The organism is Halorubrum sp. LN27 (assembly GCF_016635065.1).
Lineage (GTDB): Archaea > Halobacteriota > Halobacteria > Halobacteriales > Haloferacaceae > Halorubrum > Halorubrum salipaludis.
The window spans coordinates 2,638,246-2,660,689 of record NZ_JAEPET010000001.1; the positions used below are offsets into that span (position 1 = coordinate 2,638,246).

A 22,444-nucleotide genomic window follows, 5' to 3' on the forward strand; every position below is an offset into this window, starting at 1 on the left:
GAAAGCCGTGAAATCCCGACGTTGTGTGCGGTGTCGGACCGCGATCAGTCCACGATGTCCGAGCCGCCCGGCGGCAGGAACTCCTGGAGCTGGTCGGCGCTGGCCACCTTCCGCACGAACGACGTGTCGGCGAAGCGCTCCTTCAGCTCGCGGTACACCATCATCGCGGCGTCGTTCTGGGCGTACATCCCCGGCTCCAGCGTGACGCTCGTCGCGGCGCGGTCGACGATCGCCGAGGGGGGCCCACCGATGGCGCGGGTGACGGGCTCACACTGGACGCCGACGGCGACCCGGCAGGGAACGTCCTCGAAGTAGGTGCGGTCGCCGCGGATCACGAAGCTCCCCTTCTCGATGTACTCGCCGCTCTCGGGGGTCTTCGACACCTGATCGGGCTCGACCATGTACGCGTCGCCCGCGCCGCGCCCGTCCTTCCAGTCCGACGAGTAGGAGACGGCGAACTGCGCGGCCTCCCGCAGGGTCTCCTCGGAGAAGTCGACCGGGTCGGCCGACTCGGAGGGGCCCGCGGCCTTCAACAGCGTCACCGGCCCGCCGTGGGCCTGCGTGTGGAAGAACCGGTCGTGTTTGCCCATGTACTTTTTCACCAGCTCCTCGTTCTGGTCGGCGTTGCGGCCGCCGATGACGAGGTACCCCGTCGACGTGCGGAACCAGCGGAACCGCTCGAACCAGTCGTCCGGGCTCCGGATCGGGATGGACGACCGCGAGAGCCAGTCGGTCTCGTACTCCTCGTCCTCGTCCCCGTCCTCGTCATCGGCTCCGTTCCCGTCGCCGTCGTCAGCTGCCTCCTTCGCCTCCCACTCGGCCTTCCGCTCCTTGACCGCCTCCAGCTCCTTCCGGGTCGACTCGATCGCCTCCATCGCGCCCTCCTTCTTCCCCTCGATCCGCTTGGCCTCCTGATAGAGCCGGTCGGCGTTGACCTCCACGCCCGCGCTCGCGTCGAGTTCGATTCGGGTCGTCCCCCCGTCGTCGCCCTCGGCGTCGAGCTCGACGGTCACCGTCCCCTCGCCGCCGTCGACGTCGACGACGGCCTCTGCCGCCGGGATCCCGCGCTCGGCGCCGGCGTCGAGGGTCTCCGCGATCTCGTCCCACGGGACCTCGTCCTCGCGGGCCTCCTGCACCGTCGAGAGCACCTCGTCGACGAGGTCGTACCGGGCGTACAGCAGCTCCGCGCGCTCGCGCTCCGCCTCCGCCTGCTCCTCGAACCCCTCGATCGCCCCTTTCTGCTGTTCGATGATCCGCTCCTGTTTGGCGATCTCCTCCTCGAAGTCCGGGCGCGAGGCGCTCGCGTCCGCGGGGGCTTCGCCCGCGTCGGTCTCCTCGCCTTCGAGCCGGTGGAAGTACTCGTCGACGGCGGCGTTGAAGGAGTCGAAGCCGACGCTCGGGAGGCCCTCGTGCTCCGAGAGCGGGAACGGCGTGACGTCGACGACGCGGGGGTCGCGGTCCTCGTCGGATTCACCGTCGAGTTCCTCCTCGTACACCCGCGGGTCGACGTCGCCGGAGCGGAGCCGCTCGCCGATGCGCTCGAGCGCGTCGTGGAGCGCGCGGAGCTGGTCGTCCGTGACCTCGTCGATGGGCGTCTCCTTCTCGACGCCCGCGCGGGTGCACACCTCCTCGGCGTAGAGCCCGCCGAGGTTCAGCTGCGTGGCAAGGGTCCGGACCACGTCGCTGTCGGACTCGCGCATGTTCCGTTTGAACCCGCCGAGGCTCACGTCGAGGGGGTTGAGCCGCGAGGCGGGGTACTCGTACTGCGACCCGGGCGCGACCGTCCGGGACTTGAGCCGGACGGTCTGGAGCGCCCCCACGACCTCGCCGGTCTCGTCGAGCGCGGCGACGTTCCCCTGCCCGAACAGCTCGGCGACGAGGGTCGTGTTCTCGTCCTCGCGCTCGAACTCGAAGGTGAGGATCCGGTCGAACTCGTACTGCTCGACGCCCGCGAAGTCGGCGCCGGACATCCGGTTCCGGAGCATCTTCGCGAAGTTCGGCGGCCGGCCGGGCGCGTCCGCGACGTTCTCGGGGTCCGCGACGTGGGCGCGCTTGACCTCGCCCACCTCGATCATGAGCTCGACCCGGCCGCGGTCGAAGTCACGGAGCTTCAGCCGGAGCAGGTCGTCGTCGTAGAGGTACGCCTTGTCGACCTTCGCGCCCGCGTACCGATTGAGTTCGGTGACGAGCGCGCCGAGGTCGATGCTCGACAGCTCCCGCTTCTGGTCCATACTCCAAGGAGACAGCCGGCCCGGAAAAAGGCGTGTCGTTACGGCGGCGAGCCGCGCCGCGAGCCCCGCAAATACGATCGCGAGCCGGTCGGCCCCTACCGGGCCGCCTTCACGAGCCGTCGCAGGTCGAGGTGGCCGGCGCCGTGGAACGGCTCGCCGCCGGGCTCGCCCTCCGACGCCGTCTCGCGGATCAGCGACTCGACTTCCGCGGCGCTTGCGTCCGGCCGAAGCGACCGCACGAGCGCGACGGCGCCCGCCACCTGCGGTGCCGCCATTGACGTGCCGGCCTTCCACCCGTATCCGGGCTCGACGCCGCCCTCGCCGTCCGGGGACACGACCGTGGAGAGCACGAGGTCGTAGTACGCCGGTTTGTCGCCCTCGTTGAGCGCCTCGAGGTCGACATCTCCCCCGGCCGCGCTCACGTCGACCGCGCTGCCGTAGTTCGTGTAGAAGGCGGGCGAGGAAGTCGGGTCCGCGAGCCGCTTCAGCGCGAGGTCTTCGCGCTGCTGCCGGTCGTCCCAGAGGAAGCCGATGGGGCCGGTCGCGGAGACGCCGAAGACCCCCTCCGCCTCCGTCGGAAGGCTCAAAACGCCCTCGGCGTCCATGTCGATGCCGTCGTTGCCTGCGGAGTTGATCACGAGGGTGCCCTGCTCGCGGGCGTACGCGGCGGCTCGCTCGTAGGCCTCCTTAATATCCAACAGGAACGGGTACTCCTCGGGATCGACGAAGGGGACCGGGTAGCCGAGGCTCAGATTTGCGGCGTCACAGCCCCTGTTCGCGGCCGCGACGATCGCCGCGATGACGTCGCCGCTCGCCCCTTCCACGCCCGAGAACACTCGGAGAGAGACGATCTCCGCGTCCGGCGCGGTGCCGAGCACCCCGTCGCCGCTCGCGTTCGTCCCCGCGACGGTTCCCGCGACGTGGGTGCCGTGGTCGCCCGCCCCGTTCGGGCGGAAGTCGTACTCGTCGGTCGTGAAGTTCTCGGAGAGCTCCTCGTTCACCACGTCTGCGAGATCGGGGTGAGCGTCCGACACGCCGCTGTCGATCACGGCGACGCGAGCGCCCTCGCCCGTGGTCGTGTCGTGGACCGTTCGCTGGTTACCAGGCCGATCGGAGAGCTCTCCAACCCGCTGGGCGCGCTTGTCCCACTGAAGCTCGTTGTTAGACAGTCCGTCGTCCCATCCCGGACTGCCACTGTTGTCGGCCCCCTTATCGACCTCCGCCGCCGGCCCCGCGTTCTCCGGGACGGATCCCGCGTCGTCCTGGTAGACGGCGACGTCCGGCGCCGTCGAGTCGACACCCGGAACCGACTCGGGATCGCCCCGTGCCGCCAACAGATCGATATCGGAGATGTCGTGGACGATTTCGACCTCGCCCGGTACGTCGGCCCGGTCCACCTCCCGTAAGTCGATGAGGAACCGATCCGCCGCCGGATCCCCGTCGCCTTCGGCGGACGCCAGTCCCGAGAACGCCGGAGCTACGCCTGCCGCACCGATACCTTTTAAGAGGGAGCGTCTGTCGAAGTTCATGATCGCCATCCACTATGTGAGATGGTGTCAATAAACGCGAATAGTTGGTTAAAAAATCTTACTTAAATCCGATAAAATCGAGGTCGTGTTTCTCTGCATAACCCGAGGGGGCCCGATCGATCGCGAGACAGATCGAGCCAACGATTTCGGTCGGCCCGATCACGAGACCCGCAAAAAGCGTTCGTGGCGCTTCCTCGTCTCCACCGTCTGAGTCTTCCGATCAGAGCCGCTTCGACACGTACGGCCCGTCCTGGTGGTAGCCGAGCTTGTTGCGGTAGTACTCGCGGGCGCCGATCCCCGAGATGATCGCCAGCTTGCGGTAGCCGGCGTCGCGGGCCAGCTCCTCCGCGTGCTCGAGGAGCTTCGTCCCGTACCCCTGATGCTGCCAGTCGCCGTCGCCGCCGATGGCGACCTCGCTGCCGTACACGTGCAGTTCGCGGATCAGCGCGGCGTCCTCCAGTTCGCGCCGGATCGCGTCGTCCTCGGTGCCGGGCGCGCCGGGCTGGCCGGGCGCGAAGGAGGGGAACCGTAGGCGACAAAAGCCGACGAGTAAGTCGCGGACGGGGTCCTCGAAGGAGATGAAGTGCTCCGTCCCGCTCCCGGCCTCGTAGGTCATCACGTCGAGCTCCACGTCGTCGGGGTCCGGATCGGCGTCGTTGTGGCCCACCTCGCGGGCGCGGATGTCGCGCTGGGTGATCCCCTTCTCCTCGGCCCGCTGGTCGGCGAGCTGCCGGAGGTTCGACTTCCAGACGCCGCCCTCGATGAAGTCGGCCGGGATGTCGCGCTGGACGCGCTGGAGCCGGGTGTACTTCGGGATGTGGTCCATCGCCTCGGCGACCACGTCGGCCGCCTCCTCGTTCGAGAGGGGCTCGAAGTCGTCGCGGCGCCATCGGTCGTATATCCGGGTCCCCTCGACGACGAGGGTCGGGTAGATCTTCAGGTAGTCCGGCCGCCAGTCGGGGTTCTCGAAGATCTGCCGGAAGTCCTCGATACACATCTCGCGGGTCATCCCCGGCTGGCCCGGCATCATGTGGAAGCCGACCTTGAACGCGGCGTCGCGCAGGCGACGGTTGGCGTTGCGAGAGGCCTCGTTGCCGTGGCCCCGGTGCATCTCGCGGTTGATCCGCTCGTAGGTGGTCTGGACGCCGACCTCGACCTTCGTCCCGCCCAGATCGAGCATGCGGTCGATCTGCTCGGGGTCACACCAGTCCGGCTTCGTCTCGAAGGTCGTGCCGATGTTGCGGATCTCGTTCGTCTCGTTCTCCGCGATCACGTCCGCTAAGTACTCGAACTCGGTCTCCTCGGGGGCCGGCGCAAAGGACTCCTCCTCGGCGGGCTCGGGCTCCTTGTCGAGGTCGTAGTCGTTCATCGCCTGCAAGGCGCGCTTCACGAACCACTCCTGGTAGTCGTGCGAGCGCGCGGTCATCGTCCCGCCCATCAGGATGAGCTCCACCTTGTCGACCGGGTGACCGATCTTCCGGAGCTGTTCGAGCCGGAGGGTGACCTGTCCGTACGGGTCGTAGTCGTTCTGCTCGCCCCGGGCCGCGGCGGGCTCGTGGCCCGTGTACGACTGCGCCGAGGAGAACTCCGAGGCCGGTCCGCCGGGACAGTAGAGGCACTTCCCGTGGGGGCACAGCTTCGGTGAGGTCATGATCGCGACCGGCGAGACGCCGGAGGCGGTCCGGACCGGCTTCCGCCGGACGACCTCGATCACGTCGTCGCGGGCCTCCGGGGGCGCGTGATCTAAGATCTCGGTGTTCTTCGGGACCTTCGGGGAGCCGAACTCCGAGCAGGCGTCGAGCTTGGCGGACTCGAGATCGTCGCGGTCGATCTCGCCCGCGAGGATCCGGTCGACGAGGTGCTCGCAGGTCCGGACGAACGCCTCGGGCTCGTCGCCGGAGCCCTCCTCGCCGCCGGACTCCTCTCCGGCGGCCGCGTCGCCTGCCGCGTCTGTACTCATTACCCGTCGATCGACGCGTTTCGGGGTTAAGCGTGTCGCACCCGCGCCCCGATCGGAGACGGCGACCCGGCGATCCGAGGGTATATTAACTAGTGGTATAACAAAGTAATCACAACGATGACCCAGATCCAGCGTGCCCGAGACGGGGAGATCACGCCCGCGATGGAGCGCGTGGCGGAGCGCGAGGAGCGCGACCCGGAGTTCGTTCGTGAGCAGGTCGCCGGCGGACAGGCGGTGATCCCGAACAATCACGCTCACGACTCGCTCGACCCGATGATCATCGGCAGGGAGTTCTCGACGAAGGTCAACGCCAACATCGGCAACAGCGAGACGACAAGCGACCTCGACGCGGAGCTGCGGAAGCTGCACGCCGCCGTCCACTACGGCGCCGACACCGTCATGGACCTCTCGACGGGCGAGCGCTTAGACGAGACCCGCGCGGCGAACGTCGCGTACTCGCCGGTTCCGGTCGGGACGGTCCCGATATACGAGGCGGTGAAGCGGGCCGACGATCCCGCCGACATCACTCACGAGCTGCTGCTCGACGTGATCGAGAAGCAGGCCGAGCAGGGCGTCGATTACATGACGATCCACGCGGGGGTGCTGATGGAACACCTGCCGCTGACGGACGGTCGCAAGACCGGGATCGTCTCGCGCGGCGGCTCGATCCTCGCCCAGTGGATCGAGGAGAACGGGATGCAGAACCCCCTGTACGCGGAGTTCGAGGAGATCTGCGAGATCTTCGCGGAGCACGACGTGACGGTGTCGCTCGGGGACGGCCTCCGTCCCGGTTGTCTCGCCGACGCGAGCGACGAGGCGCAGTTCGCCGAGCTGGAGACCCTCGGCGAGCTCACCCGCGTCGCGTGGGATCACGGGGTGCAGGTGATGGTCGAGGGGCCGGGCCACGTCCCGATGGACGAGATCGGCGACAACGTCGAGCGGCAGCAGGCGGTGTGCGACGGCGCGCCGTTCTACGTGCTCGGCCCCCTCGTGACCGACGTCGCTCCCGGATACGACCACATCACGAGCGCGATCGGCGCGACCGAGGCGGCGCGGGCGGGCGCGGCGATGCTCTGCTACGTCACGCCGAAGGAGCACCTGGGACTCCCCAACGCGGAGGACGTGCGGGACGGGCTCGCGGCGTACCGGATCGCGGCCCACGCCGCCGACGTGGCAAACGGGCTTCCGGGGGCGCGCGACTGGGACGACGCCCTCTCGGAGGCGCGCTACGAGTTCGACTGGGAACGGCAGTTCGACCTCGCGCTCGACCCGGAGCGTGCGCGGGCCTACCACGACCAGACGCTGCCCGGAGACAACTACAAGGAGGCCCGGTTCTGCTCGATGTGCGGCGCGGAGTTCTGCTCGATGCGCATCGATCAGGACGCGCGGGACGCGGACGGGGAGATGGCCTCCATCGACGGCGACACGGACCTCGACGCGTCCGACGCCGCGGCGGTAAACCTGCCGCCGGTCGGCACGCACGACGCCAGCGGCGTTCCGGACGAGATCGAGATCGGCGGCGTCACGTTCACGCCGGAGACGCCGCACGCCGACGACTGATCCCGCCCGGGTGTCGGCCCCCGGTCGCCGGAGGCGCTGTACCGGATCCGCCCGTTTTAGGTCGCCCGGACCGTACCGCGAGAGCGTGCTACGAAAAGACCTCCTGCGCGTCTCGCGGGCCGGCGGCGGCTACCGCCCGCGCTTCGCGACCCGCGAGCACCGCCCGCTCGCGGCGCGGGTGCTCGGGGCCTTCGAGTCCCACGTCGGGGAGCGGCGCGGCGACCTCGACGACGCGCTGGCGGCGCTGGAGGCCGACGCGGCCGACGCCGGCGGCGACTTCAAGCTCGTCCGCGGGCTCGCGGCGCTCGTCGAGCGCGAGTGCGCCTTCGAGACGCGGGCGCCGGTCCCTCCGCGCCGCGTCCGGCGGGCCGCGTTCGAGGCCGGGGAGGCGGTGGGCGTCGCGAGCGAGGCGGAGCGCGACGAGGCGGTCGACCGCGCCGCCGCCGCGCTCGGGATCGACTCCGCGGACGTCGAGGACTCGCTGTACGCCGACCGCGACGTCAACGAGGTCCTCGTCGACGCCGACGTGCGGTGGGACCCCGACTCGCTCTTGGAGCAGTACGACCTCTCTTTGGCCCAGACCGCGCTCTTCGACGCCACCGAGGTCCGGGTGCGGTCGAACGACCCGAAGCGGCTCGTCTCGGCCGTGAAGCGGCTCCGACTGATGTACGAGGTGGAGAAGACCCCTGAGGGACGCGAGCTGGTCGTCACCGGCCCGGACGCGCTGTTCTCGCGAACCCGTCGGTACGGGACCGCCTTCGCGCGCCTGCTCCGGACCGTCGCGGAGTCGGCGGAGTGGAACCTGGAGGCGACGATCGACGACCGCGGGCGCGAGCGCACCATGCGGCTCTCCGACGGCGACGTGACGGTGCCCGACGTGGAGCCGGTCGCGGAGCCCGACTTCGACAGCGGGGTCGAGGCCGACTTCGCGGCGCGCTTCCGCGGCCTCGACCTCGACTGGACGCTCGTGCGCGAGGCTGAGCCGCTCGAAACCGGCACGCGGGTGATGATCCCCGACTTCGCGTTCGACTACGACCACGCCGACTTCCGGCTGTTCTTCGAGGTGATGGGCTTTTGGACCCCCGCATACGTCGAGAAGAAGCTCTCTCAGCTCGCCGACGTGGAGGACGTGGACCTCCTCGTGGCGGTCGACGAGAGCCTCGGCGTCGGCGAGGAGATCGCGGCGCGAGACCACCGCGTCGTCACCTACTCCGGGACCGTCCGCGTGAAAGAAATCGTCGACGTGCTCCGCGAGTACGAGGCCGAGTTCGTCGCCGACGCCGCCGCCGCCCTCCCCGACTCGCTCTCGCCGGACGCGGACGCGATCGGGCTCGACGCGCTCGCCGACGCGCACGGCGTGAGCGTCGAGGCGGTCGGGGAGAAGTCGTTCCCGGACCACGAACTGGTCGGGCGGACCCTCGTCCGCCCCGCCGTGTTGGAGGCGGCAGGCGAGGAGCTGGAGGCGGGGATGTCGCTCTCGGCGGCCGAGGCGCTCCTCGACGAGCACGGCATCGACGACGCGAGCGCCGCGCTCTCGCGGCTCGGGTTCCGGGTGGAGTGGGAGGGGCTCGGCGGCGGGACGCTGCGGGAGAAAGGAGAGTAGTCGGCGGTCCGACCGAGCGCCTACTCCACGACCGGCAGGTCCGCCCGGCTCCCCTTCGGCACCACCGAGCGGAGCTCGTCGTAGAGGTACAGCCCGACCCCGATCGGCGCCGACTCGCCGGCGACCTCGTGGGTCGCGATCAGGTACCCCCAGTCGCCGTCCCACTCGGGGAGGTCCTGGTCGTCGCCGGCCATGAAGGTGACAGCCTGCTCCGGATCCAGCTCGATCACGTTCTCCGTCGCGTGGTGTCCGAACCGGGTGACAGCCCGGCTCGTCGGCTTCCAGTGCTCCTGTCGCGTGCGGAGGAACGTCATCCCGATCGCCTCGACCCGGCTCGGGTCCGTCGCCTCGCCGTTGAAGATCCAGACCTTCCCCGCGCCCTTCTCCCAGAAGCTGTACCCCTCGAAGACGCTCGGTTCGACCCCGAACCGCTCCTCCCACCAGTCGAGCACCTCCCGCCGGCTCGCGCGCCCGTCGACCTCGCGGTCGGCGGGCGTCTCCGGGAGCCGGTCGAAGCGCTGGCCGTCGTTGGTCGCGGACGGGTCGTCCGCGTCGCCGGCGGTGTCGGCGCCGTCGGTCACGCGGCCACCCCCTCGGCGTCGACCGCCTCGTCTCCCCCCACGCGGAGCTTCGCGCAGAAGAACCCGCCCGTGTCGTTGTGATGCGGGTAGACGCGGTGCGCGCGCGTCACCGACTCGTCGTAGGTCTCGCCCTCCCACTCCGTGACGCCGGGGACCGTGTCGAGCGGGAGCTCGAACTCGACGACCTCGCAGTCCTCGGCCGCCAAGACGTGGTCGAGCACCGCCTCGTTCTCCTCGGGTGCGAACGTGCAGGTGGAGTAGACGACGGTCCCGCCGGGGCGGGTCGCCTGCACGGCTCGCGCCAGGATCCCCTTCTGGATCCCGGCGACCGCGTGGACGTGGTCGAGCGTCCACTGGTCGACCACGTCCGGGTTCTTGCGGCAGGTGCCCTCACACGAGCAGGGGGCGTCGACGAGGGCGCGGTCGAACTCGTCGAACGCGAGCGGCTTCGTCGAGAAGTTGCGCGCGTCCTGGTTCGTGACGATCGCGTTCGTGATCCCGAGCCGCTCGGCGTTGTGCCGGAGCGCGGAGAGCCGCCCGAGGTTGTTGTCGTTGGCGACGACGGTCCCCTCGTCGTCCATCGCGTCGGCGATCTGGGTGGTCTTGCTGCCGGGGGCAGCGCAGGCGTCCCACACCCGCTCGCCGGGCTGCGGGTCGAGCGCGAGCCCCGGCAAGACGGAGACCTCCTCCTGCCCGTGCGTCCAGCCGTGGACGTACGGCCAGTTCCCGCCGGGGTTCCCGTCCGGGAGTCGAAAGAGGCCGTCGTGCCAGTCGACGGGCTCGTAGGACACGCCTTCGTCGTCGAAGGCCTCGCGGACGCGGGCCGGCGAGGCCGCCATCTCGTTCACGCGGACGACCGACGGCAGCGGCCGGTCGCAGGCCGCGCGGAACGCCGCCGCGTCGTCGACGAGCGGCTCGTACCGCTCTAACGGATTCATGGCACCCCTTGCGCGCCGGACGGTTAGTCGGTTTCGGGACGGGGTCGGCCGCCAGACTCCCGCCCTCGCGGCTCACCTTTAGGTCGGCGGCGGGAGTACGCGAGCGCATGGCGCGCATATCCGTGCTCGACGACGAGGTGTCGCTGGACGAGCCGACCCTGGTCGAGGGGTTCCCGGGCATCGGGCTCGTCGGCAAGATCGCGACGGACCACCTGATCGAGGCCCACGACATGGTCCACTACGCGAACGTCCACTGCGACGGGCTCCCGCGGGTGGCCGTCTACCAGGAGTCGGAGACCTCGCTGACGACGCCGGTGCGGCTGTACGCCGACCCCGAACGAGACCTCGTCGCGCTCCGGAGCGACGTGCCGGTGAACCCCGGCGCCGCGACCGAGGTCGCCGGCTGTCTCGACACGTGGTTCGCGGAGACCGACGCGTTCCCCGTGTTCCTCTCCGGGCTCGGCCGCGAGAAGGACGAGTCGCCGCCCGACCTGTACGGCGTCGCGACCGGGAACGGCGGCGACGCGCTCTCCCGCGCCGAGGTCGACGAGCCGCCGGAGTCGGGGCTCGTCTCCGGGCCGACCGGCGCCATGCTCGCGGAGTCGCTGGAGCGCGGCCGCGACGCGGTGGGGCTCGTCGTCGAGTCCGATCCGCAGTTCCCCGACCCGGAAGCGGCGCGGGTCCTCATCCTCGACGGCATCGACCCGATCGCCGGGACGGAGACGCCCACCGAGGGGCTCGTCGATCAGGCGACCGAGATCCGGGACGCGAAGCGGGCGTTCGCGAAGCGGATGCAGGAGGCGACCGAAGAGAGCTCGCAGGCGGAACCGCTGAAGATGTTCCAGTGAGGGCCGGCCCGGACTTCGACCGGAGGCGACCCGTCAGCCCTCGTCTTCCAGCTCGTCGAGGATCGGGCGGTACTTGAGCTGGACCTCGTCCCACTCGAGATCGGGGTCCGAGTCGGCGACGAGCCCCACGCCGGCGAAGAGGGTCGCGCGGCGAGGGGTCGCCACCGCGGAGCGGATCGCGACCGCGAACGCGCCGTTGCCGGCGGCGTCGATCCAGCCGACCGGCGCGGCGTACCAGCCGCGGTCGAACGGCTCCGTGTCGTGGATCGTCTCGAGCGCGCGGTCGGGCGGAAGCCCCCCGACCGCGGGGGTCGGGTGGAGCGCCTCGACGAGCTCGAGGACGTGGCGGTCCGCGCTCAGCTCGGCCGTAATCGGCGTGTGGAGGTGCTGGACCGTGGCGAGCCGCCGGACGCGACGTTCGCCCGGAGAGATAGAGGCCGCGAACGGCTCCAGCTGCTCGCGGACGGTGTCGGCGACGAGCTCGTGTTCGTGGACGTTCTTATCGTCGTCGAGCAGCTCTTGCGCGAGCCACTCGTCCTCGGCCGGCGTCTCCCCCCGACCGGTCGTCCCCGCGAGCGCGTCGGTCTCGACGGTCCGGCCGCGCAGCGCGACCAGCCGCTCCGGCGTCGCGCCGAAGAAGGCGCTCCCGCCGGCGTCGGGCTCGAAGTAGTAGCGGTGGCAGTCCGGGTACTTCTCCGCGAGCCGGTCGAGCGTCGCCGCCCGCGGGAACGCCGCGGCGAGGTCGGCCTCCAGCGCCTGCGCGAGCACCACCTTCCGGAGGTCGCCGCCCCGGATCCGGTCGACCGCGGCCTCGACGCTCTCGCGCCACGCCTCGCGGCTCGTCGTCCGGCGGGTCGCCGCGATCCCGGGGCGCGGCGGGCGGTCCGCCGCCGAGACATCCGACGCCTCCCCGAGTCCCGCGAGCCGGTCGCGCTCCGCGGCGAGTCGGGCTTCGACCGCGTCGGGGTCGGCCTCGGCGCCGACCGCGTTCACCGTGAGCCACGCGCCGTTGTCCGCGAACGTGACCTGCACGCGCGGGAGCACGAACCGCGCCTCGGGGAACGGCTCCCACGGGTCGCCGTCGCAGCCCCCCTCGTGGAAGGCGAACCCGCCGAACAGGCGCGGGCGGGCGGCCTCGGTCCCGGCGTGGACGTCGCCGGAGTCGAACAGCTCGTCGGCGCCGGCCCGGATCTCGGCGAAGCGGTCCGGCCCCTCCGCGGTCAGCGTCGCGGCCGCGCCGCTGGCGAGCACGAGCGCGTCGTCGGGAGCGTTCCACGTCATCCGCGGCGCCGGGAGGGCGTCGAACGCGGCCGCGAAGGCGGGCGCGTCGATCCCGGTCGTGCGGCTAACGAGGGGCGGCGCCGGGGACGATCGCACCCGTTCCATTGACGTTGGATCGGGTCCGCGGACCCTTTATCCTGACTATCCCGGGGACCGGCAGCGGAACGCTCCCGCGAGGCTCAGCTGTACCGCTCCTCGTTCCACGGGTTCGCGGTGTCGCTGTACCCGCGCTTCTCCCAGTAGCCGAGCTCCTTCTCCGTGAGGAACTCGACGCCGGTGACCCATTTCGACCCCTTGTACGCGTACTTGTGCGGCGTGACAACACGGATCGGGCCGCCGTGGTCGGCGGGGAGGTCGCCGCCGTCGAACCCGTACGCGAACAGCACGCCCTCGCGGGTGCACTCCGCCAGCGAGAGGTTCGTCGTGTAGCCGTCGAGCGCGTGGAACATGACGTGGTCGGCGTCGTCGCGCACGCCCGCGCGGTCGACGATCTCGCCGAACTCGACGCCGGTGAACGCGCAGTCGAATTTGCTCCAGCCGGTGACGCAGTGGAAGTCCTGTCGCTGGGTCACCGCGGGGAGGTCGCGGAACTCGGCGAGCGAGTAGGCGAGCGGCTCCTCGACGGCGCCCCAGACCTCGAACTCGAACGTCTCGGGGTCCCACGAGGGCGTCCCGCTCTTCGAGAGTACCGGGAAGCGGTCGGTCTCGCGCTGTCCCGGCGGGAGCCGCTCGTCCCCGTACTGGCGGTAGAGGTCGGTGAGGTCCTCGATCGCGTCGGCGTTCGCGGCGTCGGCGTCGGATGCGCCGGCTTCGGTCATGATCGACCGTAGGTGCCGGCGTCACCTATGAATGTCGCTCTCGCGACGGCGGGCGACGAGGACAGTCGAGAGATCGCCCCGAATAAGTATTGGAAATAAATCACGAATTTCGATTTTGGAAAGGTAGATTCGAAAGGAGAAAATAGAGTTATGATAACGCCCGAAATCGGTTTCTAATAGCCGTAGCATCGACGCCACATTTATATACCCATTCCCATTACTCCCGGGCAGGAAATGCCACAAGTAGAGATAACCGTGCCGGAGCATCTGGAGATGCAGATCGCTCAGATGGTCGAGCAGGGGGAGTTCCTCAACCGCGAGGAGGCGGTCGAAGAGCTCCTGTCGACGGGGATAAAGGCGTTCAAGACGAGCGGTCCGCGAGACGACGAGGACTCCAGCGGGTTCGAAGACGAGGGCATGATGGGCCACGAGGACGAGTACGTCTTCTGAGAGCGCGATCCGCTCGGCTTCGCCTCGACCGGGTCCGAGCGCTTCGACCGGCACCGATTCTCTCCCCGTGTTCCGGCTCGCTTCGGGCGGGTCTCGGTTCCCTTCCCTCCCAGTTCCAGGTTCGACCCCGCGCCGTCCCCGGTTCGTCCCGGATCGGCGCGGGCCGCGAGTCGAAACGCTCCAGAACCGTGCGTATACCCCTCAACAACGCTTAAAGGGCGTACGGCCCGTATCAAGGGACATGCACAAAGACGAGCTCCTCGAACTCCACGAGCAGATGGTGACGATCATGGAGCACTTCCGCAGCCACGAGACCGTCGACGGTTCGCTTTTCGACCCGTACGACGAGCTCGACGTCGACCCCTCCCACGTCCACAAATCGAAGAGCGAGCACAAACACGCCGTGTTCGTGCTCGGCAACGCCCTCGCGAACGCGATGAGCGAAGACGAGTTCTCCCCCGCCGGTCGCGTCGGCAAGCGGATGGAGGAGCTCGCGGACGACGCCGAAAGCAAGATCTGAGCCGCCGCCCCGACGAAGCCGCCCCGCGAGGGGGCCGTCCCCGCGAGAACCCTTAAGCGCCCGGCCGCCCCCTCACCCACATGGTCGCGGAGGCGCTCTCGTCGGACACCGCCCACCTCGCCGCCGGCGGGCTCCTCGTCGCCGTCGCGCTCGCGGTCGTATATCGGACCGACAGGCCGAGCGGCGCGTGGACCCGAGCGCTGCGGTCCCGGTTCCTCCTCGGCGTCCCGTGGGGGACGCTCGTCGCGGTCGCCGCGGTCGTCGCGGTGTACCTGTTCGTGCAGAGCGGGCTGGAGAACCCGGGCCGCCCCGTGGTGATCCCGTTCCGCTCGTGGTCGTACTTCTACCCGGAGGGGATGCTCTGGTCCGGGCTCGCCCACTCCGGCCGGGGACACATCACCGGGAACCTCCTGTCGACGCTCGTCGCCGGCGCCCTCGCCGAGTACGCGTACGGCCACTTCCCCGGCGGTCGGGAGGTCGACGACCGGGCCGGAACGCTGCGGTCGGCGCTGCCGTCGATTCGCTCGTTGCCGCCGGTGGGGTCGCTTCCCGCCGTCCTCTCGTCCGTGTCACCCCGGCGATTGCTTCCGTCCCGGCGGTCGATCCGGAAGTCACTCACATTCGAATCCCTCGCTTCGAACCCCCTCGTCCGCGCGTTCGTCGTCGTTCCGGGTGCGATGCTGTCGTTCGCCGTCCTCTCGTCGTTGTTCGCGCTCGGGCCGGTGATCGGCTTCTCGGGGGTGGTGTTCGCGCTGTGGGGGTTCGCGCTCGTGTTCTACCCGATCACGACGATCGCCGCGCTCACGGGGGCGACGCTAGTGAACGTGGCGTACGAGGCGCTCCGGAATCCGGTCGTCGTCTCCGAGGCGAGTGGGTCGTACGGCCCCCCGAGCTGGGCGAACATCGCGATACAGGGGCACGCGATTGGGCTGATCGGCGGGATCCTCGCCGCGGTGTGGCTCGTCCGACGGCGACGCCGGCGGGCGGAGGGTTCGCGGACCGCGGAGGGTGCGCGGTCAGCAGCGGGCACGCGGACCACGGAGGATTCGCGGACCGCGGGGCTCGACCCGCGGGCGAGGACGACCGCGCTGGTCGCGTTCGGCGCGGTAATGCTGTTCGGGGCGTCCCGCCGGCTCTGGGCCGTCTACTGGTACCTCGGGAACGAGCGGTACGAGATGTACCGCGCCGTCGGGGTCGGCTTGCTGGCGGTCCTCGCGGCGATCGTCGCGCTCGCGGTCGCCGGCCGCGACGAGCCGCTCCGTCCGGATCTGGCCGTGCCGGACCCGGAGACCGTCCGGGGGGCGATCCGGTCCGCGACGCCCGCGGCCGTCGGCCTGCTGCTGCTCGTCTCGGCGCTCGCGGTCGTGGCCGGACCGGGGATCGGCCCGAACCTCGTCGCCGTCGACGACGACGAGCTCCCGGGCGACCCGATCGAGGTCGAGGGGTATCAGGTGACGTACGCCGAGAACGTCGAGGACCGGGTGGTGAGCGTCGTCGACGTGGAGGCGTTCGGCCGGTCGACGAGCGTCAACACCTCCGGGGTGATCGTGGCGAACGCCGACCGGGAGATCTGGACCACGGCGGTCTCGAAGGGGAATCTCGCCTTCTGGGGGTACCGCGCGGTCGACGTGGGCGGGACGGGGTGGCGCGAGACCGTCTGGGTCCAGCGCACCGGCTGGGTGGCGGCGAACGGCGGGGCGACCTACCGGGTCGACGCGGTGCGAAACGAGACGCGCTCGACGCTGTTCACGAGCGAGCCGGCCCGGGCCGAACCGCGGATCGACGGACGGAACGTCACCGTGGCCGCCGTCGAGGGCGGGTTCGAGCTGCGCGTCGACGGTGAGGGCGAGACCGAGAGCGCCGCGCTCCCGGCGGCGAACGAGTCGGTGACCCTGCGGGGCGTCACGTTCGTCCGCGAGGACGACGCGGTGTTCGCGGAGCGCGGGGAGACCCGGGTGCGGATCGCGGCGCGGGAGGAGTACGAGGGCCGGCGATAGGTCGAGACCGCCCTGTCGACCTCCCGTTCGGCGGATGTGTACTTCGGAAACCGTTGGCGGCCGAAGACCACCTCTCGATCGACAGCGGGAATGGGTCTTGCAGATCGATAGCGGCGAGACAGTATTTAAACGGCTGTGAGCAACGGCGATGGGAACTTATAAAGAACCGCGCGGTGGCGTCGCCGGCGGCTTCGCCGCCGGCCGACGAGGCTGGGGAGGCGTGAGGCGCGGTTGCGGTGTGGGTGGGACTCAAAGGGGCAGTCGCTGCGGGCGGCGCAGGCGACACAAGCACCGCAACGAGGGAGGGGTAGCGACCGAGTGAGGCGCGTGGTTCGAAACGGCGGAGCCGTTTCGTCATCGCCAGAAATCGCAGATTTCTGGCTAGCAGTCAGAACGCTTTGCGTTCTGACGACATCACGAGACGCCGAAGGCGTCTCGAACGACAGCGAGCGTGAGCCGCCCGCAGCGACTGGGGCTTTGGAGGTCTTCACCGCAGACACATCGATCACTTATAAACATCCGCCAGCACCACCACAATCCGACTTATAAACAACACCTCCACCACCGTGCGAGACTCACTCCCGCTGTCGATCGAGGCGCCCACCTCGGCGACGACTGGTTCACACGTTCTGAACCCGGGGCGTCGACGGACTTAAAAAGGCGAACGCGGCGGCCGACTCAGTCCGCGACCGCGGCCACCATCCCCTGCTTGTAGTACCGCTGGAGCGTGACGAACAGGACGATGGGGACGATCATCGTCAGGACCGATCCGGCGGCGACGAGCCCCCAGTCGATCTGGAGGCGGCCCTTCATCAGCGGGAGCACCTGCGGCGCGAGCTGGTTCTCGCGCGAGCGCATGAACACGAGGGGGAAGAAGAAGGAGTTCCACACCCACGTGAACTGGATGACGGCCACGGAGACCAGCGCCGGCGCCGAGTACGGCAGCACGATCGACTTGAAGATCTGGTACCGGGACGCGCCGTCGATCCGCGCGGCCTCCTCGAGCTCCTCGGGGAGCCCGAGCAGGAAGTTCCGGAGGAACATGACGACCCACCCCATCCCCCACCCGATGTGGACCAGGATGAGCCCCATGTACGTGTCGAACAGCCCGGTCGTCCGCAGCGTGTTGTAGTTGCCCATCGCGACCAGCTCCGGCGGCGCCGCCATGACCACGATGAGCAGGAAGAACAGCGCGGTCTTCAGCGGGAAGTCGAACCGGGCGAACGGGTACGCGACCATCGTCCCGAGCAGCGTCACGGCGAGGACGGACGGGATCGTGACGATCGCGGTGTTCCACATCGCCTGCCGCATCGGGCCGGACTGGAACTCCCACGCGCGGGCGTAGTTCTCGAAGGTGATCGTCATCCCCTCGAAGCTCCACCAGCCCTGGATCACCTGATCGAGGGGGCGGACGGAGGCCATGAACAGCCCGATGAGCGGGACGAGCCACAGCAGCGCGACGCCGATGGCGACCGCGTAGCGCAGGGCACGCGGCCCGCTCGGGACCGCGGCGCGGACCCGCTCGACCGGGGACCGGTCCGCGGTCGGCGCGGTCTCCGGCGGCTCGTGGTAGACGCGTCCGCCGTCGGTGCTGAGATCGGTGTCGGCGTCGCTGTCGCGGTCGGTATCGGGCTCGGCGTCGGTCGAATCGTCTGAGTGATGTGTGTCGGTCATTGCTGATCAGTCCATTGACGCGATGTACCACGCCATCGGGAGCGCGATCGCGAGTTCGATGAGCGCGACGACCATCGCCTTGCTGTACTCGATTGGCGTCGAGAACGCGGCCTGATACACCTCCAGGCCGAGCACCGAGAACACGCCGCCCGGCCCCCCGGACGGACCGCCGGCCGCGTAGACGATGGCGAAGATCCGGATCACCCAGATCATGCTCATGATCACGACGACCGCCGTCACGGGCTTGACGAGCGGCCAGATGATGTCTTTGAACCGCCGGAACCGGCCGGCGCCGTCGACCCGGGCCGACTCTAAGAGCGCCGGATCGATCCCGGCGAGCGCGGAGCTGTACAACAGCATGCTGAACCCGGTCTGGACCCAGACGCCGCCGGCGATCAGCGCGTAGATCGCGATCTGCGGCTCCTGGACCCAGTTGCGGACCTGCCCTTCGAGGCCGAGCGCCCGGAGCAGCCCGTTGAAGATGCCGGCCTGGGGGTCGTAGACGAACAGCAGCACGAGCCCGATCACGACGGTGGGCGTCGTGAAGGCCAGAAACACCATCGATCGGAGGATGCTCCGCCCGCGCAGGTCGGCGAAGAGCAGCGCGAGACCGAGCCCGAGCAGGGTGCTCAGCGGGACGTGAACCAGCATCCAGATGAGGTTCTGCGGGAGCGCGCCCATCGGGTACTCCAGCGACCGGAGGTTGCTCCAGTTGATGATCGCGTCGTCCTGGAAGGTCGCGATCCACGTCTCGAAGCCGGCGAACTGCCCGATGTCGAACCCGTTCCAGGTGAAGAAGCTCCCGACCGCCGAGTACACCATCGGCCCGACGGAGAAGATGGCGAACAGGGTGAGCCCGGGGAGCATGAACACGAGGATCGCGGTGAGCTTCTCCCCGTCCACGTCGCGGTCGAGCCTGTCCTCGAGGTACGATTCGACCGACATCGTCTCAGGCCACCAGCTCCCCGTTCTCGTCGTAGAGGTACGCGTCCTCCGGGTCGAACGTGAGGTGGACCGGGTCACCCCGCCCCGCGTCGGTGTGGGGCACCTTGACGTTCACCACGGAGCCGCCGACCTCGACGTTGACCAGGACGTACTCCCCGAGCGGTTCGACCGTCTTGACCGTGCCGGGCACGGTCCAGTCCGTGTCCGGCGGCTCGGTCGAGAGCGCGATGTCCTCGGGGCGGACCCCGAGCGACACGGTCGGCGACGACGTCTCCGCGGTCGTCGGCAGGGAGTTCCCCCCGTCGAGCTGGACGGTGCCGTCATTGTTCGCTCCCTCGAAGAGGTTCATCGGCGGGGAGCCGATGAACTTCGCGACCCAGGTGGTCCGGGGCCGCCGGTACAGCTCCTGGGGCTCGGCGACTTGGCGGATCGTCCCGTCGTTCAACACGACGATCTTGTCGCCCATGCTCATCGCCTCCTCCTGGTTGTGCGTGACGTAGACGGTCGTGATCCCGAGCTCGTTCTGGATCCGCTTGAGCTCGGAGCGCATCTCCAGACGGAGCTTGGCGTCGAGGTTGCTGAGCGGCTCGTCGAGCAGGAACACCGAGGGCTCTCGCACGATCGCCCGCGCCAGCGAGGTCCGCTGGCGCTGCCCGCCGGAGATCTCGCCGGGGTCGCTCGACAGCTGGTCCTCGATGTGCAACAGCTCGGCGACCTGCGCGACGCGCTCGTCGCGCTCCTCCGGCGGGACGCCCCTGACCTTCAGCGGGTACTCGATGTTCTCCCGGACGGTCATGTGGGGATACAGCGCGTAGTTCTGGAACACCATCGCGACGTTCCGGTCGGCCGGCGGCGTGCCGTCGACGCGGTCGTCGTCGAAGTAGATCTCCCCGTCGGACGGGTCCTCTAACCCGGCGATCATCCGGAGCGCGGTCGTCTTCCCGCAGCCGGACGGACCGAGGAACACGACGAACTCCCCGTCGTCTATCTCCATGTCCAGCTTGTAGTTCGCGACCGTGTCACCCCCGTCGAAGTACTTGCTCACGGACCGCATGCTAATGCGAGTCATCAACTACCCGCCGATACTCATTTACTGCACTTATAATTAATCATCGTCCATTGATGAAGAGACGGCCGACAACGGGTTCGGATCGCTCGGTTTCCGGTCGATTCAATAATTACTTATCAATCCTTTCACTACGTGTCGAGGATGAGTTCCGGTCTCTTCGACTACAGCAATTTCCCGCAGATCTCCGGCGAGCTCTTCCGCGCCGTACAGCGTCGAGACCTCTTCGACGACGACAAGCGGATCGTCGACGCCGAGCCCCGCGCGTCGCCGGACCTCGTGTTCGAGCGGTACCTGGCGCGCCGCGACGACCCCGACTTCGACCTGGCGTCGTTCGTCGACGACCAGTTCAAGCTGCCGGAGCCGGTCGGAGCGTCGCCGGACCTCGCGGCCTCGCGGTCGATGGCGGAACACGTCTCGTCGCTGTGGGGGGCGCTGACCCGGACGTTCGAGGACGCCGGCGGGGCGGGGTCGACGCTCGTCGGCCTCCCCAACCCCCACGTCGTCCCCGGCGGGCGCTTCCGAGAGATGTACTACTGGGACAGCTACTTCACGGCGGAGGGGCTGGCCGCGGCCGACCGGACCGACCTCGTTGCGGGGATGGCCGGGAACATCGCGTCGCTGGTCGACCGGTTCGGGTTCGTCCCGCTCGGGAACCGGGCGTACTACGACAGCCGGTCGCAGGTCCCGCTGTTCTACCGCATGCTCCGGGTGTTAGAGCGGGAGGAGGGGTTCGAGGCCGTCGAGCCCCACGTCGGCGCGCTCCGGACGGAGCACGGCTTCTGGATGGACGGGCGCGACCGCGTCGCCGACGCCGAGGGGGCCGCGGCCCACCGGCGGACCGTCGGGCTCCCGGCGGGCGCGGTCCTCAACCGCTACTGGGACGACCGCGCCCGCCCGCGTCCGGAGTCGCACCTCGAGGACCGGCGGGTCGCCGATCGGGTCCCGGTCGACGACCGACCGGCGCTGTTCCGGAACCTCCGGGCCGCCTGCGAGTCCGGGTGGGACTTCAGCTCGCGGTGGCTGGCGGGCGACGACCTCACCTCGATCCGGACGACGGAGCTGGTGCCGGTCGACCTCAACGCGGTGCTGTTCGGGATGGAGTCGGCGCTGGCCGAGTGGCTCCCCCGCGTCGGGTCGCCCGAGGCCGGCGAGCGGTACGCCGACCTGGCCGCGCGGCGCCGGACGGCGATAAACCGGTACTGCTGGGACCCGGACGCGGGGTTCTACGTCGACTACGCCTGGGTCGACGGGCGCCCCTCAGAGCGGCTCACCCTCGCCGGCGTCGTACCCCTGTTCACCGGGGCCGCGACGCCGGACCGCGCGGCGGCGGTCGCCGACCGGCTCCGCGACGACTTCCTGCGGCCCGGCGGGCTGGTGACGACCCTCAAGGACACGGGCGAACAGTGGGACGCGCCGAACGGCTGGGCGCCCCTCCAGTGGATGGCCGTCGCCGGGCTCCGGCGGTACGGCCACGACGCCCTGGCCGACGAGATCGCGGGCCGGTGGCTCGACCTCGTGCGAAGCTCCTTCGAGGAGACCGGGCGCATGGCGGAGAAGTACGACGTTCGCTCGGTCGGCGAGGCGGCCGATCCGGGCGAGTACGACCTCCAGTACGGCTTCGGCTGGACGAACGGCGTCGTTACGGCGCTGTCGGCCGGGCGGTAGTCGTCGCGAGCGCGCGCCCCCAGAGCCGTCCCGGCTCGACCCGCATCGCCCCGCTCCGTTCTGCAACGCTTATGCACGCCGACCGACTTCGATCGGACATGAGCGACGACGACGCCGTCGACGTCGAGGTCGAGTCCCCCGACGACGCCGCGGCCGACGCGGCGAGCGCGAACGGCACGGCGGAGGCGACCGCCGGGGAAGGGAGCGACGCCGACGCCCCCGGCGACCGCGAGGCGCTGGCCGCCGCGGTCGCCGAGCACGACGAGGCGCTCGCCCGGGAGGTCGCCGCGCTGGAGGCGGACCTCGCCGAGACGCGCGAGGACCTCCTCGACGCCGAGGAGGAGGTAGAGGAGCTGACGAGCAAGCTCGCCCGCGTGAAGGCCGACTTCAGCAACTACAAGCAGCGCGCCAAGCGGAAGCAGGACGAGATCCGCGAGCGCGCCTCGGAGGCGCTCGTCGAGCGCATCACCCCGGTCCGCAACGACCTCCTGCGCGCGCTCGACCAGGAGGAGGGGAGCGACCTCCGCCCCGGCGTCGAGTCGACGCTGGAGAAGTTCGACGAGGTGCTCGCCGACGAGGGCGTCGAACCCATCGACCCCGACCCCGGAGAGGCGGTCGACCCCGCCCGCCATCAGGTGATGTTGCGGGTCGAGAGCGACCAGCCGGAGGGGACCGTCCACGAGGTGTACGAGCCCGGCTACGAGATGGGCGACCGCGTGGTCAGCGAGGCGAAGGTCACCGTCAGCGCCGACGAGGAGTAGTCGCGGCGGTCTGC

The 22,444-nt window shown here is 69.7% G+C and carries 18 protein-coding genes; 8 read left to right on the forward strand and 10 right to left on the reverse strand.

What is annotated here, in order from left to right:
- Positions 1-44 precede the first annotated feature (44 nt).
- From rqcH to JIN95_RS12995, 3 genes are all read right to left on the reverse strand, one after another.
- On the reverse strand, positions 45-2,231 hold the full coding sequence (gene rqcH / locus JIN95_RS12985) for a ribosome rescue protein RqcH (RefSeq protein WP_200531754.1): 2,187 nt from the start codon (positions 2,229-2,231) through the stop codon (positions 45-47).
- 95 nt (positions 2,232-2,326) lie between these two features.
- Positions 2,327-3,760 (reverse strand): S8 family serine peptidase, encoded by a 1,434-nt coding sequence (locus tag JIN95_RS12990; RefSeq protein WP_233138730.1) that lies wholly within the window; start codon positions 3,758-3,760, stop codon positions 2,327-2,329.
- Positions 3,761-3,980: 220 nt separating this feature from the next.
- Positions 3,981-5,720 (reverse strand): tRNA uridine(34) 5-carboxymethylaminomethyl modification radical SAM/GNAT enzyme Elp3, encoded by a 1,740-nt coding sequence (locus tag JIN95_RS12995; protein WP_200531755.1) that lies wholly within the window; start codon positions 5,718-5,720, stop codon positions 3,981-3,983.
- A gap of 117 nt (positions 5,721-5,837) precedes the next feature.
- Between JIN95_RS12995 and thiC the strand changes: the two genes are divergently transcribed.
- Together thiC and JIN95_RS13005 are read left to right on the forward strand one after the other, a co-directional pair.
- Positions 5,838-7,280, forward strand: a complete 1,443-nt coding sequence (gene thiC, locus JIN95_RS13000; protein WP_200531756.1) for a phosphomethylpyrimidine synthase ThiC — start codon at positions 5,838-5,840, stop codon at positions 7,278-7,280.
- Positions 7,281-7,365: 85 nt separating this feature from the next.
- Complete coding sequence (locus tag JIN95_RS13005) at positions 7,366-8,883, forward strand: DUF790 family protein (protein ID WP_200531757.1); 1,518 nt, start codon at positions 7,366-7,368, stop codon at positions 8,881-8,883.
- Positions 8,884-8,903: 20 nt separating this feature from the next.
- Here the strand turns inward: JIN95_RS13005 and JIN95_RS13010 are convergent, their stop codons facing one another.
- The gene (locus JIN95_RS13010; RefSeq protein ID WP_095635854.1) at positions 8,904-9,464 is read right to left on the reverse strand and encodes a hypothetical protein; all 561 of its coding nucleotides are present in this window, start codon (positions 9,462-9,464) and stop codon (positions 8,904-8,906) included.
- Entirely contained in the window at positions 9,461-10,402 is a 942-nt protein-coding gene (locus JIN95_RS13015) for an RsmB/NOP family class I SAM-dependent RNA methyltransferase (protein WP_200531758.1), read from the reverse strand. The genes JIN95_RS13010 and JIN95_RS13015 overlap by 4 nt, the downstream gene beginning before the upstream one ends.
- A 107-nt stretch (positions 10,403-10,509) precedes the next feature.
- Between JIN95_RS13015 and JIN95_RS13020 the strand changes: the two genes are divergently transcribed.
- The gene (locus JIN95_RS13020) at positions 10,510-11,250 is read left to right on the forward strand and encodes a PAC2 family protein (protein WP_200531759.1); all 741 of its coding nucleotides are present in this window, start codon (positions 10,510-10,512) and stop codon (positions 11,248-11,250) included.
- A 33-nt stretch (positions 11,251-11,283) separates the two neighbouring features.
- Here the strand turns inward: JIN95_RS13020 and JIN95_RS13025 are convergent, their stop codons facing one another.
- Together JIN95_RS13025 and JIN95_RS13030 are read right to left on the reverse strand one after the other, a co-directional pair.
- Positions 11,284-12,636, reverse strand: a complete 1,353-nt coding sequence (locus JIN95_RS13025) for an isochorismate synthase (protein ID WP_200531760.1) — start codon at positions 12,634-12,636, stop codon at positions 11,284-11,286.
- Positions 12,637-12,710: 74 nt separating this feature from the next.
- Positions 12,711-13,349: a sulfite oxidase-like oxidoreductase gene (locus tag JIN95_RS13030; protein WP_200531761.1), complete on the reverse strand. Its 639-nt coding sequence runs from the start codon at positions 13,347-13,349 to the stop codon at positions 12,711-12,713.
- A 234-nt stretch (positions 13,350-13,583) separates the two neighbouring features.
- Between JIN95_RS13030 and JIN95_RS13035 the strand changes: the two genes are divergently transcribed.
- The 3 genes from JIN95_RS13035 to JIN95_RS13045 all read left to right on the forward strand — a co-directional run bounded on the left by JIN95_RS13035 (position 13,584) and on the right by JIN95_RS13045 (position 16,316).
- Positions 13,584-13,799, forward strand: a complete 216-nt coding sequence (locus tag JIN95_RS13035) for a surface glycoprotein precursor (protein ID WP_004045951.1) — start codon at positions 13,584-13,586, stop codon at positions 13,797-13,799.
- A 241-nt stretch (positions 13,800-14,040) separates the two neighbouring features.
- Positions 14,041-14,319 (forward strand): UPF0058 family protein, encoded by a 279-nt coding sequence (locus JIN95_RS13040; protein ID WP_008849824.1) that lies wholly within the window; start codon positions 14,041-14,043, stop codon positions 14,317-14,319.
- An 80-nt stretch (positions 14,320-14,399) separates the two neighbouring features.
- Entirely contained in the window at positions 14,400-16,316 is a 1,917-nt protein-coding gene (locus tag JIN95_RS13045) for a rhomboid family intramembrane serine protease (RefSeq protein WP_200531762.1), read from the forward strand.
- Between the two features lie 678 nt (positions 16,317-16,994).
- On the opposite strand, the gene JIN95_RS13050 is transcribed toward JIN95_RS13045, so the two are convergent.
- Genes JIN95_RS13050 through JIN95_RS13060 form a run of 3 tightly spaced genes read right to left on the reverse strand, consistent with a single transcriptional unit; the run spans position 16,995 to position 19,989 of the window.
- Complete coding sequence (locus JIN95_RS13050; protein ID WP_095635848.1) at positions 16,995-17,990, reverse strand: carbohydrate ABC transporter permease; 996 nt, start codon at positions 17,988-17,990, stop codon at positions 16,995-16,997.
- A 6-nt stretch (positions 17,991-17,996) separates the two neighbouring features.
- On the reverse strand, positions 17,997-18,935 hold the full coding sequence (locus tag JIN95_RS13055; RefSeq protein ID WP_200531763.1) for a sugar ABC transporter permease: 939 nt from the start codon (positions 18,933-18,935) through the stop codon (positions 17,997-17,999).
- A gap of 4 nt (positions 18,936-18,939) precedes the next feature.
- Complete coding sequence (locus tag JIN95_RS13060) at positions 18,940-19,989, reverse strand: ABC transporter ATP-binding protein (protein ID WP_200532156.1); 1,050 nt, start codon at positions 19,987-19,989, stop codon at positions 18,940-18,942.
- Positions 19,990-20,145: 156 nt separating this feature from the next.
- On the opposite strand from JIN95_RS13060, the gene JIN95_RS13065 reads away from it, so the two are divergent.
- Both JIN95_RS13065 and JIN95_RS13070 read left to right on the forward strand, forming a co-directional pair.
- Positions 20,146-21,669 (forward strand): trehalase family glycosidase, encoded by a 1,524-nt coding sequence (locus tag JIN95_RS13065; protein ID WP_200531764.1) that lies wholly within the window; start codon positions 20,146-20,148, stop codon positions 21,667-21,669.
- Between the two features lie 98 nt (positions 21,670-21,767).
- Positions 21,768-22,430, forward strand: coding sequence for a nucleotide exchange factor GrpE (locus JIN95_RS13070; RefSeq protein ID WP_095635844.1), 663 nt, complete (start codon positions 21,768-21,770; stop codon positions 22,428-22,430).
- The last annotated feature ends 14 nt before the right edge of the window (positions 22,431-22,444 follow it).